Raw genomic sequence first — 12,434 nt, forward strand, 5'->3', positions numbered from 1 at the left:
AATTGAATATTGGAGGAATAATAGTGATTATATCCACATCTATTTGGGGTGACATTGAAGTTAATGATAAAGAAATATATCGTTTTGAAAAAGGAGTTCCAGGATTTGAGGAGACGACTGAATTTGTGTTGCTCGATCAAGATGAGGCACCCTTTTACTATCTCCAGTCCCTTCAGCAGAAAGAACTATCTTTTGTCCTAGTTGACCCTTTTATATTTTATCCTGAATACGAGTTCGAACTCCCGGATAGTGAAGCGGAAGAACTGGGGATTGAATCTAATTTAGTTGTTCGCAGCATACTAACATTACATGAGCAGGTAGAGAACTCAACGATCAATCTATTGGCACCTCTAGTGTTCAATCCCGATAATAGGCAAGCCAAGCAGGTTGTTTTGTACCAGTCTTCGTATCTAACCAAGCATTCACTGCAACCTATTAAGGAAGACGAAACCATCCGTTCAAAGGAAGGTGAATAAGTATGCTGGTGCTTTCGCGTAAAAAAGGCGAGTCTATTATCATTCAGGATCACATTGAGGTCATGGTACTCGGAGTAGAGGGGGACATCGTCCGTATAGGGATTTCAGCACCCAAACAGATGGACATCTTTCGCAAAGAAATCTATTTATCCATTCAAGAGTCCAACCGTGAATCTGCTGCCCATACGCAGCCAAATTTGGATGCTTTGCGCAAGATGATAAATAAAAACAACGGAAAATAAAAAAAATCCTAAAATGCTATTAAAAGTTCGACGAGAATGTCGATATATATAGTACAAGCTATTGCGGAGGGGCGGCCGACTTCAACGGATAGCTGTAACAGCAATAAACCACATGGATGTGGGACATTTACCTTCAGGGAGGAAATTTAAAATGATTATCAATCACAATATCGCTGCAATGAACACTCACCGTCAGCTGGCTGTCAACACAGGCAACACTAACAAAGCTATCGAGAAACTGTCTTCCGGTTTGCGTATCAACCGTGCTGGTGACGATGCTGCTGGTTTGGCAATTTCCGAAAAAATGCGCGGTCAAATCCGTGGTTTGGATATGGCTTCTAAGAACGCTCAAGATGGTATCTCCTTGATCCAAACAGCTGAGGGTGCATTGAACGAAACACACAGTATCCTTCAACGTATGCGTGAATTGTCTGTTCAATCCGCTAACGATACTAACACTACTGTAGACCGCGGCGCTCTTCAAAAAGAGGTTGATGAACTCTCCAAAGAGATCACAAGAATCTCCAGCACTACTGAATTCAACACTAAGAAATTGTTGGATGGTTCTGCTTCTGGTGTAGTATTCCATATCGGTGCTAACACAAGTCAAAACATTAGCTTGTCCATTGGTTCTATGGATGCTAGTACTCTGGGTGTTGCACAATCTGCTACAAGCGGTATCGATATCTCTACTCAAACTGCAGCCGACGCAGCTATCTCCACAATCAACGCCGCAATCGAAACAGTTTCTGGTGAGCGTGCGAAACTGGGTGCGAACCAAAACCGTCTGGAACACACAATCAACAACCTGAACACTTCTTCCGAAAACCTGTCTGCAGCTGAATCCCGTATTCGCGATGTAGATATGGCGAAAGAAATGATGAACCAAACGAAGAACAACATTCTTGCACAAGCTGCTCAAGCTATGTTGGCTCAAGCTAACCAACAGCCTCAAGGTGTTCTGCAATTGCTTCGTTAATTTTTACTGGCGTCAAAAAGGAATCCCTCTTATGGGATTCCTTTTTTTGTTAGTGAGAACTCCTTTTTCAAAGCTAATGAAGACTTAAGAAACAGCCGATAAAAGTTGTATAACGCACTTACTAAAAAAGGAGTTTTACCATGAACAAAACTATTTCTTTGTGCATGATCGTGAAAAATGAAGAGAAAGTGTTAGATAGATGTTTAAGCAGTGTTGAAAACAAAGTTGACGAAATTATCATAATAGATACTGGCTCAACAGATTCAACGATGGAAATTGCAAGGAAATATACAGAGAAAGTATATTCTTACCATTGGGCCGATGATTTCGCAGCAGCCCGTAATCGTTCATTAGAATATGCCGAATCTGATTACATTCTAGTACTGGATGCAGATGAGTATTTGGAGTCGAATGCGGACTTAAAAACAGTTGTCGGGTCAGGTAAGGATTATTACCTAATAAGAATTAGAAATTTGCTATCTTTTGGTTGGGCGCATACACATACTGCAATTCGATTGTTTGTAAATAAACCACAGTTGAAATATAAAAATCGTCTGCACGAGCATTTAGATACTATGAACGAGAATTATGAGTATTCAAATGAAATGGCGGACTTTGTTATTCTCCATACCGGTTATATGAATGAAACCTTAGCGGAAAAAGATAAGCTATCCAGAAACCTGCCTATTATGTTAAAAGAAGTCGCTGAAAATCCAAATGGCTACAATTTGTTTAACACAGGGAATGTATACTACTCCTTGGGCAACTATAAAAAGGCGATAGAGTACTATCAAAGATCATACCCACTCAGTAAGGATAAATCTTATACTCCAGAACTTTTAACTAGAATAGCAACATGCCTGAGCTATTTGGACAAACATGAGGAAGGTTTGAGAGTTTTAGAAGATGCAGTTGAGATATTTCCAAATACAGTGGATTTGCGTTATGCACAAGGTAAAATTTATTTTGAAGCTGGTTATTTTAAAGATGCTGAACTTACATTTCGAAAATGCATAGTGATGGGTGATAAGGGGATAACTGTAACTGAGGGAGCTGGGGGTTACGGAGCTCACTATTATCTATCCCTGCTTTATTATAAAAAAGGTGAGCTGGCAAAAAGTTATGACGAGATCATTAAAGTTATTCAAGAAAAAAAGCTGTTTGTACCTGGTCTGAATCATTACTTTGAGATCATTTTGAAAGGCAATATTCCTTTCGAGGACGTAAAGCAAAATATAAACAATATTTACAATATATCAAATGTAGAAGAATTACGCTGGCTCATGGAGTCTATGTATTCTTTGCGTCATCCGCTTCTTAATGAATATTTGAATAGTTACAATTTGACAGTTGAAGATAAGATCAGAGCAGTTGCTCTGCTGTTTGATAAAAAATATGAAGAGTCTAAGCACTGTTGGGAGCAAATATCAGTTGGTGAAGAAAACGCATTGGACGTCCTTGTGCTTGCGACCATACAAAATGATCAGAAACTATTTCAATTAATTCAACCGCTTCTTAATCTTAGTAGTAAAGAGCAAAAAACCTTATGCACTTTCTTAATGGATGGCGAGAATGGTAAGAAACCTGTGATAACTACTAGAATAGAAGATATTATTATGAAAGTAATAACCCATTTAATAAGCTTACAGGAATTTGACGTTTTTGAGAGAGTCTCGACAATGATCCTCAAGTCAGATATTGACATAAATATTAGATTGGGCGAAGTTTTAGTGAATTATGGCTTCAATGAAGTAGCGATAGATGTGCTTTCTAAATGCTTTGAAAGACAACCTAGAAACTCATTGTTAGTGCGTTTACTGGGCGATGTTTGTCTTAAATCTGGCTACTTACAGGATGCGCAATTATTCTATTCTAGGCTATTGGAATTGAAACCCGAATATTCGTCTTATGAAAGATGTTTTAACTTGTACGAGGCACTGAATGACTCTGAAGGCATGGGAGTGATTAAAGCAGAAATTAAAAAGAAATTTAGATTCTCAGATTGGGTGAATCCTTAAGGTTTTGCTGAAATTTTAGTTTTACACTTGAGAGGAGTTCAGCTATGTTAAGTCAAATTATTAGTGAAGCTAGATCTGAAGAATATAGAACCAGAATGAAGCGCCTCGCATATGCTGAGACTCAAAGACTTGTCCCTAAAGAGCCTAAACAAAACATTCATATTGTTTATGTGATAGGGCACGTTAATGTTTGCGGGGGGAATAAGATAATACTTGAACACGCAAATGGACTGAAAAGGCTGGGAACCCAGATCTCCATTATTTCTCATTTCCCTAAACCTGATTGGTTTCCTATTGATGTCAATTATATTAAGATACCCTTTCAAGTTAATATAGCTCAGTTTATACCTGATTGTGACGTTATAGTCGCAACTTATTGGGATCAAATTAATGTCTGTGTCGATGCATGTATTGCACCAGTTGTTTATTTTGAGCAGGGAGATTTTCACTTATTCACGGATGTGAGCGAAGAATTGTCAATCACCTTAAATCATCTCTTTGCGCTGCCTGCATATATAACGACAGTATCAGAGCGTGTATCAAGGATTATAGAGAGCAAGTACAAACGTAGACCAAAGGTATTTCACAATGCTCTCAATAGAAATGTATTTTATGAGAAGTCCTCTAACTCTTTGGAAGCTAGAAAAATGATTGTCGTTGGTAGTGATAGGGTAGAGTTTAAAGGTATTGATGAATTAAAGCAGGTGCATAAAAATATCGTTGATAGAGGTTACGATCTTGATTTTGTTTGGATAACTCCGAATGAGCCATTACAGCCTTATGGACAAGTATATATTAATCCTCCGCAAACCAAAATTGCGGAACTCTATCGAGATGCTTATGTTTATGTGTCAGGATCGCACTATGAGTCTTTTTCCCTTCCACCGTTAGAGGCCATGGCTTGTGGTACACCAGTAGTAGTAACTGATAGTAACGGTGTTATGGAATACGCGGTTAATGAGCATAATAGCTTGGTGACTAATGTTCGTGATATACAGGGGATTACCGATCAGGTTATACGTTTGTTAAATGATGAGGAATTATATAGAAAGTTGAAAAAAAATGGTATCGATACTGCAAATTCATTTAGCTGGGATACAATATTATCCGAATTATTATATTTTTATAAAAGTGTAGCTGCTCATGGGGTGCAAATCCAAGTAAACAATGAATGGGATATAATTTGTGAAGATAAGGATCAACTTTCTAATGAGGAATTACTTTGTATTAACCACCTTCTAGGCACTACGAAAGCAAGCGAGATTTGGAGGCCTGTAGAATATTCAACCGTTCAAGGAATAAGTAATATTTCTTGGGAGCTGTTCTATAAAAGAAGGAACTATCTAGAGAAGGGGTTTCCTGAAAAAATATTAATTGAAAGTAAAAATCCTAATTTAACAAATACTAAGTACAAAACAGTGGCGGCCTTATTTGAGCATAAAAAGTATGTGGAAGTATTGAGGTTTTTAAAAGATGTTTTGTCTGTCACTAGTAAAGAATCGATAGAGTATCCAGTGTGCATACGTTGGATTACTTTATGTTACATTGAGTTGGAAATGTACTCAAATGCATTTGAACTTCTAACATCTACTTTGGAAATTCACAAGATGAACATGGAACTTTGGTACTTGCTTTCTAGAGTGCTTTATGGACTAGGAGCTAGAGATAGAGCGGCTGCTATTTGCGAATATTTTCTTACAATAGATAATTCATATTTCTATCCAGATTATATAGGAAATCTAAATGAATTGGTTAGTGAACTCTGTTCCAAGTTAAATATAGAGAATAAAGAGTCTCCTCTGGAAGCCTCTTTGTTACAAACAGATAATAAAGGTCAGGGTGGGTTGAGCAGGAAGTATAAAGTGATAATTTTTGGAGTTAACACTTTAACAGAGTTTGCTTATCTTCTTACTGATCCAAACAAATGCACAGTTGAGGCAATCGTCGATTCTAGTGGACAATATGCTGGGACATTTATAAGAAATACTAAGATCATAGGTCTTAATGAGATCAAGTTTCTTGAATATGATTATATTGTTAAGCTTGAAGCAAACAGCTTACTTAGTTCGCTCGACGCCAGCAAAATTATTGATTTGGTGGGTGCCTTAAATAATTATTATCTATATGAGTATCATAAAAATATTAACAGCATAACTGAGAACCAGAATGACATAACTGGTATAGTTACAGGTATTTCATACCATGAGGTAGGAATTAATACAGAGTTATTGGGCGAGAACTATAAAAATATGGCTTTATCTAGTCAAGATCTTTTTTATGACTATAAGATTGCGGAGTGGATACTTAATTACTTTAACCCTAATAAAACAATAAGCAATTTTATTATTGGGCTTAGTTATTATAGTTTTCATTTTGACCTATCTTTAAGTATCTATAAAGATCGTTCACGCATGTATTATCCGATCTTTCAAACAATGCATAACTATCATGAAGAGAAGAAAGCTAAACAAGACTATGATCAGTTTGAAACTCTTAGTAAGAAGTTATTGCTAGATGATATAACAACAAAAGTTTTCGAGGCTTTTAAAGAAAGCAAAGAAAAAGAAAATACTATTCTTAGAAGTCGAAAAATGTCTAATGATGATAAACTCAATGCTACCGTTTTAGCAGAAAAAGATAGCAACAAAAATTATCCGAAAACTGTAGAAGAGAATAAAGCAATACTTAAACAGTATCTTAATATGCTGCAAAAGAATAATATCACGCCTGTATTTGTTGTATGTCCTGTAGCAAAGTGTTATAGTGACGCGTTTTCCCCTAAGCTAGAAAGAGAGTTTCATTCGATTATTAGAGAGATGAAGGAAGAATATGACTTTAAGCTATTAGACTACTTTAGGAGTCGTAATTTTGAAGAGAAGGATTTTTATGATGCTTCTCACCTAAACATTAATGGCAGGGATAAGTTGTCCAGAATGATTGATAAAGAGTTATGCAGATAACTGCTTACCATCCTTGGGATCGAAATTTATAATCTACAGATTTATACTCTATTCAGTTCATTGGTCGTTTAGCCGATATATATTATAAAAACATGTATCGGAGGTTGTCAGATGAATCTGCAGTTCTCTGTTTCGACAAGTACCACAGTGGATGGAGTGAAAGGTGGTAATTTAAAGAGTGAGTACACTGGTTCTCACAATACTAATAGTGGTGCGGTAATACAAACTATTAAGACCGATTTTGAATTAACAAAGCATGAAAAACAAGGGCTGTCAGTGTCACTTGGTGAGGAACAGCTAATTAAGGCAATAGATCGAGCAGTTAAGGCTCTACAAGGCCCTTCTACAACATTAGAAGTTAGCGTACATGAAAAGACACACCAAATTATGGTGAAGGTCCTTAATAAAGATACAGGTGAATTGATACGTGAAATTCCCCCAGAAAAAACATTGGACCTAGTAGCTAAGATGATGGAAATAGCAGGAATCCTAGTAGACCAAAAAGTGTAAGGAGGTAATTATATAATGCGTATTAACGGATTTTCGGGGATGGATATTGACAGTATGGTCACAAATTTAATGACTGCCAAAAAAGCACCATTAAACAAGTTGAATCAACAGAAACAAATCTTGGAATGGACACGGGACAGCTATAGAGAGTTAAACAGCAAAATTGTTGATTTCAGAACTAAGCTTTCGGAGTTTAAGTTATCACCAGCGATGAATACACAACAGGCGGTTGTATCGGGAAATACGACCGCAATCAAAGCAGACGCAAATGCTAATGCGAGCGGTGCGGCGATGGCTGTACAAGTTACAAGCCTTGCGCAGAAATCGAATATGACAAGTGAGAGTAAATTGACTAGCTCTAGTACAGATGCTACGCTAACAACAAAAATTGGAGATCTATCCACCAGTACAGGTGCTGCAGATTATACAGTCACCATTAATGGGAAATCTTTAACCTTTTCTAGCGATAAAACTATAGCTAACGTTATTAATACAATTAGTACGGATGCCGATATGAAGGTTAATGCGAGTTTTGATGAAGTATCGGGTAAATTTTCCATCACATCAAAAGATTATGGAACGAATCTTACAGATGGTTCAGGTACTTTGAAAACATTATTGGGCATGGGTACAATACAAAACGCTACAGCAGGAACAGTAAAAATTAGTACGGACGGTGGTTCAAGTTTTAAGGAATTTACCACTAATAACAATTCTCTTACTGTCAATGGTATCACGCTCACCCTTTTATCAACGAACACATCTACAGATCTTGCGAGAATTCAAACTCAAACAGATCCAGCTAAAGCGCTAGATACGATCAAAAATTTCGTTCAAAATTACAATGACTTACTCAACACCTTTAGTAAGAAAGTCAAAGAGGAAAAATACCGTGATTATCAGCCACTTACAGATGAACAAAAGAAAGACATGAAAGAGAATGATATTACACTTTGGGAACAAAAGGCTAAAAGTGGCCTTCTCAAAAACGATAATATCCTATCCTCTGCAGTCTCCTCGATGCGTTCAGTGATTACAGGAAGTCTCGGTGATCTAAGCGCAATAGGCATTACAACTGGACAATACTATGAAAATGGGAAAATATATATCAATGAGGAGAAGCTCAAGGTTGCTTTACAGAGCGACCCTCAAAAAGTCATGAATATTTTTCAGGGTAGTGCAGACGGCGCTACTCCAGGGATATACAGTAAAATCAGTGACGAAATGAACGGAACATTGGACTTACTAGCTAAGAAGGCAGGTACATCCAAGTATAGTTCTGATGTAAATAGTATATTTAAAACAGAAAGTATTATGGGCAAGCAGCTTGCGGATTACAATAAACGAATTTCTGACATGAAAAGCCGACTTAGTGATATGGAAACACGCTATTACAAACAATTCTCAGCCATGGAAGAAGCTATGAATAAATACCAATCCCAGTCGTCCAGTCTGACAAGTTTTTTACAATAGAAAGTAAAGGGTGAGTGGATTGATTACATCTCCTTATGAAAAATATCGGCAGTCTTCGGTTCAAACCTCTACTCCTTCTCAACTTGTAGTTATGTTATATGATGGAGCCATTCGCTTTGTTAAGGCGGGGCTGGTTGCTTTAGACTCTAAGGACTATCAAAAGGTTAACCTAAACCTTGGTAAAGCACAGACCATCATTAGTGAGCTTATGTCGACATTGGATCACTCCTACGATATTTCTAAAAGCTTATTTGCTCTCTACGAATACATGAATTATCTTTTAATTCAAGCCAACATAAAAAAAAGTGCAGATCCAGCCAATGAAGCTCTAGGATATCTCACCGAATTACGCGAAACCTGGGTACAGGCAAGTAAGTTGACGGCTGGCGCTGCGGATACAGCGATAGGATCCAACCATGGATGAGCTTATCGGTCAACTGGAGAACCTTACTGCTGATTTAATGAATCGACTGAATGTAACATCTTATGAAGAGATGGTGAGATTTGTTGAAAGTCGTCAGTTGCTAGTGAATGAACTAGAGGAACTTCTTAAGCTAAGTGCTGCAGACGTAGGACAGACCGATCGTATAAAGAATCTTTTAAGTAATGATACTGCCATCATAAGCAGAATGAATTTCTTAAAAGGAGAAGCAGCCGACTGGCTCCAACAGCGTAACGTGGCCAAAGTTCAGCGCAATGCCTACGAAACCGCCTATTCTTCTGATGCCATTTTGATGGATCGCCGAAAATAAAAATATTTTCCCTAACCCGTTTCACCTGTTTCAGCATACAGGGAAGCGGGTTATTACTATATTATAACCTCTATACAATCATTAAGAATTCATTGTAACGATATTCAACTGTATTAGCAGGAGAATATTGATGGCAAATAAATGTATGAAAACATTATCAATTCCAATTGACAATGGATAACTTTGGGTGGTATAGTCAAAAATGTGGGCGAGAGCTTCACTTCATTTGATGACGAAGGGAATGTTAGTGCATGCAAGGTAAAGTAAAATGGTTTAACGCAGAAAAAGGTTATGGTTTCATCGAAACGGCTGACGGCGGCGACGTATTTGTACATTTTTCCGCAATTCAAACAGAAGGCTTCAAAACACTTGAAGAAGGACAAGACGTGGAGTTCGACATCGTCGAAGGCGCACGTGGACCACAAGCCGCTAACGTAACCAAATTATAATCATCCCCGGCATAGCCGACCTACATAATTGGTAAGATGGTTAGCAATGGATAACGCGCTAGCAACTGCCCTGGAATATATTTCAGGGCTTTTTTATGTTTTCTAAATACATAAAAAGCCCCTTACCACCGGGTAAGGAGCTCAGTATAACAAAATGCTTTACTCTAGAGAACCGTCAAAGCCAGCCATCTCTACAAAAATGGTATTGGAGGAGGCAGATTGTTTCTCTACGCCTCCGTCTGGATAACGGAATTGATAGCGCAGAATGGCCTGGGCGATCAGATACGCGCGGAGTGCAGATTCGATATCGAATGAGAAGACGATAACGGCTTTGTGGTCAGGATCAAGCTGGCCTAATGGGATACCTTGGAGCAAATTAGGATGCGGAAGCGGCACTGAGTTCACGGTGACGGTTCTCAGTACAAGGAAATCTTCGGCTGAGAATGGTGCTGTGAGCAATAGCTCTTCCAATGGAGTATTTCCGATGTTTTCCACCTGGAGTGTAAAGGACAGGGTATCTTCTTGCGCGACACGCAAAGCGCTGGAGCTAAGTGTAAGTTTAGGAATAGCTGCGATGACAGTCAAATCTATGGTATTAGTTTGGATGGTTTCCTTCAGGGTCTCTCCACCACTACGACGTGAGCTATATTCGATGGTGGCCTGGTTGCTGAATGTTCCATCTGTAGGTGCTTCACGAATTTGTGCCTGGAGAGTAAGCGTAAGCGTCTCCCCTGGTGCAATATCCGGGAGTGTGATACCAGTGCCAGGATTAGCGCCTGGCTGCGTTTTATCTTGGATAGTCAGGCTGTTGGGTACATAAACAAGTCCATGCGGCAATGGGTCGGTGAACAATGGATACTGCGCTGAGATTCCTCCTTTATTTGTAATCTGAATGGTGAAGGTAAGTGTGTCTCCTACAGAGGCGTCATAGGTGTTCACCTGTTTCACCAATTCGAGCAGTGGGAATACCACTGGGATCGTCACGGTATTTGTAGTCAATGTGCCCGGTACGATTCTTCCTCCAGGCAATGTAAATGAGTAGGTAAAGGCAGCTTGATTTTCGATGTAGCCAGATGGAGGCGTCTCGGATACGGTTACTTGATAATTCAGGGTCAATGACTGACCAGGTTCCACAGATCCAAGACTAACTCCGACAGCAGGGTTGGCTTCTGCAAACGTTTGAGCGTTCAACTGGAGGCTGTCAGGAATGTAAAGGGTTCCGGCAGGGACAAAATTTTGAAAAATAACTTCTGAAGCAATGTTGCCAAAGTTATTATGGAGTACCGTGTAGGTCAGGTTTTCCCCTGCTTGGGCCTCCTTATGGTCTGTGGAGATGTTTGCGGCAAGCTTTGGACAGAAGTTTGGAAACTCACGATAAATGTATTTCCAGGTGCGACATTTCCAATGGCAATTCCAGCAGTTGGCGAGGCGTTAGGGAAAGGTACACCGTCGATAAGGACACTACCCGGAACGAAGGAAGTACCTGCTGGGATTGTATCGGTCACAACGGTATCTGTGACGGAATCCACACCGTTATTCGTAATGCTTAGTGTATATCTGATCGTATCTCCAACTACAGCAGCTGCCAGACTGGATGTTTTAGTCACCTGAATATTAGGTGCAGACACAGCGACATTAACTGTATTAGTGGTACCGAAGGTCCCCGTCGTGACCAATGTGCCGTCATCCCCGTTAATTTGGGACGCAAAAAAATTAGTCGAAAAATTGTTGGGCCCAGACAGCGCAGTTAAGTTGGATGTGGTAGGTCCAAACAACGCACGATCCCCGGTGATATCTACGTCACCCTCTTGGGCGCTAATTAACGCCCTGCCGCGCAAAGTCCCCTGTACAGGCGTGGCAAACCCGCTTATTACCACGTTGACCGAGCCAGTAGCGCTGCTGACCCCTGCGCCGCCTTGAATGACCAAATTTGTTACATTTGCGGTTCACACATAGGTACTGAGACTGGTGACGTTGATCGATGTTGCAGATTCGGGACTGACTGTAGTAGATAAAGCAGGCGTCTGAAATGTGATCGGATTGCTGGCGCTGGACAATACATTGGTATTGCCGTTGGCATAGCTTCCTCCCCAAATAAGTTCAGCATATAGCACGGTACTGCCCGCAGGGAGCACAAGGAATGCCGTCGATGAGTTACTGGCAAAAGCAGAAGTCGTGCCGAATGGATATGTGCCGAAGCGAGAGGCTGTATTGGTTGTGATGAAAGCGCCAATGCTGGTCACTGTACCTGGCACCCCCGCCGAAGCAGAGCGTGCCAGCCCGAGTGTATTTCCTATAAAGGTAATAGCCCCGGTCTGGTTCGTTGCATAACGCTGAATAAAAGCCATGGATTAACTTCCTACTTTCCATCTCTCCCCAATTAGCTGTCTTAGGATTTTTGCAGGGGAAGAGCCAGCTGGGCTGGGTGTAATGATCCTTTCGTATAAATTGCCTGCATGATAGTCAGGTCTTGCTTTTAGCATAGGTTCTATACCGGATTCAGTCTGACAAATAACTCCCTCCCCAGTCGATAAAATACATAGCATGAACTCGAAATAGTGGATTTGTCATGACA

General features: G+C 39.7%; 13 protein-coding genes. 10 read left to right on the forward strand and 3 right to left on the reverse strand.

From position 1 onward, the window contains the following. Positions 1-23 precede the first annotated feature (23 nt). The 10 genes from fliW to BN1546_RS13930 all read left to right on the forward strand — a co-directional run bounded on the left by fliW (position 24) and on the right by BN1546_RS13930 (position 9,859). Positions 24-476 (forward strand): flagellar assembly protein FliW, encoded by a 453-nt coding sequence (fliW, locus tag BN1546_RS13885; protein ID WP_064961692.1) that lies wholly within the window; start codon positions 24-26, stop codon positions 474-476. A 2-nt stretch (positions 477-478) separates the two neighbouring features. Beyond that, positions 479-718 carry a carbon storage regulator CsrA gene (gene csrA, locus BN1546_RS13890; RefSeq protein ID WP_063212276.1) on the forward strand — a complete coding sequence of 80 codons (240 nt, stop codon included), beginning with the start codon at positions 479-481 and terminating at the stop codon, positions 716-718. 151 nt (positions 719-869) lie between these two features. Then, positions 870-1,697: a flagellin Hag gene (hag, locus tag BN1546_RS13895; protein ID WP_064961693.1), complete on the forward strand. Its 828-nt coding sequence runs from the start codon at positions 870-872 to the stop codon at positions 1,695-1,697. Between the two features lie 140 nt (positions 1,698-1,837). Continuing rightward, positions 1,838-3,715, forward strand: a complete 1,878-nt coding sequence (locus BN1546_RS13900; protein ID WP_090737982.1) for a glycosyltransferase — start codon at positions 1,838-1,840, stop codon at positions 3,713-3,715. 44 nt (positions 3,716-3,759) lie between these two features. Further along, positions 3,760-6,675, forward strand: a complete 2,916-nt coding sequence (locus BN1546_RS13905; RefSeq protein ID WP_090737984.1) for a glycosyltransferase family 4 protein — start codon at positions 3,760-3,762, stop codon at positions 6,673-6,675. Between the two features lie 111 nt (positions 6,676-6,786). Then, a complete protein-coding gene (locus tag BN1546_RS13910; RefSeq protein ID WP_064961696.1) occupies positions 6,787-7,185 on the forward strand; it encodes a flagellar protein FlaG in 399 nt (132 codons plus the stop codon). A 15-nt stretch (positions 7,186-7,200) separates the two neighbouring features. Beyond that, positions 7,201-8,658 (forward strand): flagellar filament capping protein FliD, encoded by a 1,458-nt coding sequence (gene fliD, locus BN1546_RS13915; protein WP_090737986.1) that lies wholly within the window; start codon positions 7,201-7,203, stop codon positions 8,656-8,658. A gap of 19 nt (positions 8,659-8,677) precedes the next feature. Beyond that, the gene (gene fliS, locus BN1546_RS13920) at positions 8,678-9,082 is read left to right on the forward strand and encodes a flagellar export chaperone FliS (protein WP_013373374.1); all 405 of its coding nucleotides are present in this window, start codon (positions 8,678-8,680) and stop codon (positions 9,080-9,082) included. Further along, positions 9,075-9,410, forward strand: coding sequence for a hypothetical protein (locus tag BN1546_RS13925; RefSeq protein ID WP_090737988.1), 336 nt, complete (start codon positions 9,075-9,077; stop codon positions 9,408-9,410). The genes fliS and BN1546_RS13925 overlap by 8 nt, the downstream gene beginning before the upstream one ends. Before the next feature lie 251 nt (positions 9,411-9,661). Then, the gene (locus BN1546_RS13930) at positions 9,662-9,859 is read left to right on the forward strand and encodes a cold shock domain-containing protein (RefSeq protein ID WP_013373372.1); all 198 of its coding nucleotides are present in this window, start codon (positions 9,662-9,664) and stop codon (positions 9,857-9,859) included. Between the two features lie 159 nt (positions 9,860-10,018). Here BN1546_RS13930 and BN1546_RS13935 read toward each other — a convergent pair whose 3' ends face one another. From BN1546_RS13935 to BN1546_RS13940, 3 genes are read right to left on the reverse strand one after another with little or no spacing between them, the layout of a single operon-like run. Then, the gene (locus BN1546_RS13935; protein WP_369690600.1) at positions 10,019-11,239 is read right to left on the reverse strand and encodes a COG1361 family protein; all 1,221 of its coding nucleotides are present in this window, start codon (positions 11,237-11,239) and stop codon (positions 10,019-10,021) included. Beyond that, positions 11,152-11,787, reverse strand: a complete 636-nt coding sequence (locus BN1546_RS27865) for a DUF11 domain-containing protein (RefSeq protein ID WP_255305354.1) — start codon at positions 11,785-11,787, stop codon at positions 11,152-11,154. The genes BN1546_RS13935 and BN1546_RS27865 overlap by 88 nt, the downstream gene beginning before the upstream one ends. An 18-nt stretch (positions 11,788-11,805) precedes the next feature. Beyond that, positions 11,806-12,207, reverse strand: a complete 402-nt coding sequence (locus tag BN1546_RS13940; RefSeq protein ID WP_016324801.1) for a hypothetical protein — start codon at positions 12,205-12,207, stop codon at positions 11,806-11,808. Positions 12,208-12,434: the final 227 nt, after the last annotated feature.

It is taken from the genome of Paenibacillus sp. Mc5Re-14 (assembly GCF_001049835.1).
Taxonomy (GTDB): Bacteria; Bacillota; Bacilli; order Paenibacillales; family Paenibacillaceae; genus Paenibacillus; species Paenibacillus polymyxa_C.

Bases quoted from the DNA above. Each gene is read 5' to 3' on its own strand.
- BN1546_RS13925 (WP_090737988.1), top strand. From the start codon at position 9,075: ATGGATGAGCTTATCGGTCAACTGGAGAACCTTACTGCTGATTTAATG.
- BN1546_RS13905 (WP_090737984.1), top strand. From the start codon at position 3,760: ATGTTAAGTCAAATTATTAGTGAAGCTAGATCTGAAGAATATAGAACC.
- BN1546_RS13930 (WP_013373372.1), top strand. From the start codon at position 9,662: ATGCAAGGTAAAGTAAAATGGTTTAACGCAGAAAAAGGTTATGGTTTC.
- BN1546_RS13900 (WP_090737982.1), top strand. From the start codon at position 1,838: ATGAACAAAACTATTTCTTTGTGCATGATCGTGAAAAATGAAGAGAAA.
- BN1546_RS13910 (WP_064961696.1), top strand. From the start codon at position 6,787: ATGAATCTGCAGTTCTCTGTTTCGACAAGTACCACAGTGGATGGAGTG.
- hag (WP_064961693.1), top strand. From the start codon at position 870: ATGATTATCAATCACAATATCGCTGCAATGAACACTCACCGTCAGCTG.
- fliD (WP_090737986.1), top strand. From the start codon at position 7,201: ATGCGTATTAACGGATTTTCGGGGATGGATATTGACAGTATGGTCACA.
- BN1546_RS13940 (WP_016324801.1), bottom strand. From the start codon at position 12,207: ATGGCTTTTATTCAGCGTTATGCAACGAACCAGACCGGGGCTATTACC.
- csrA (WP_063212276.1), top strand. From the start codon at position 479: ATGCTGGTGCTTTCGCGTAAAAAAGGCGAGTCTATTATCATTCAGGAT.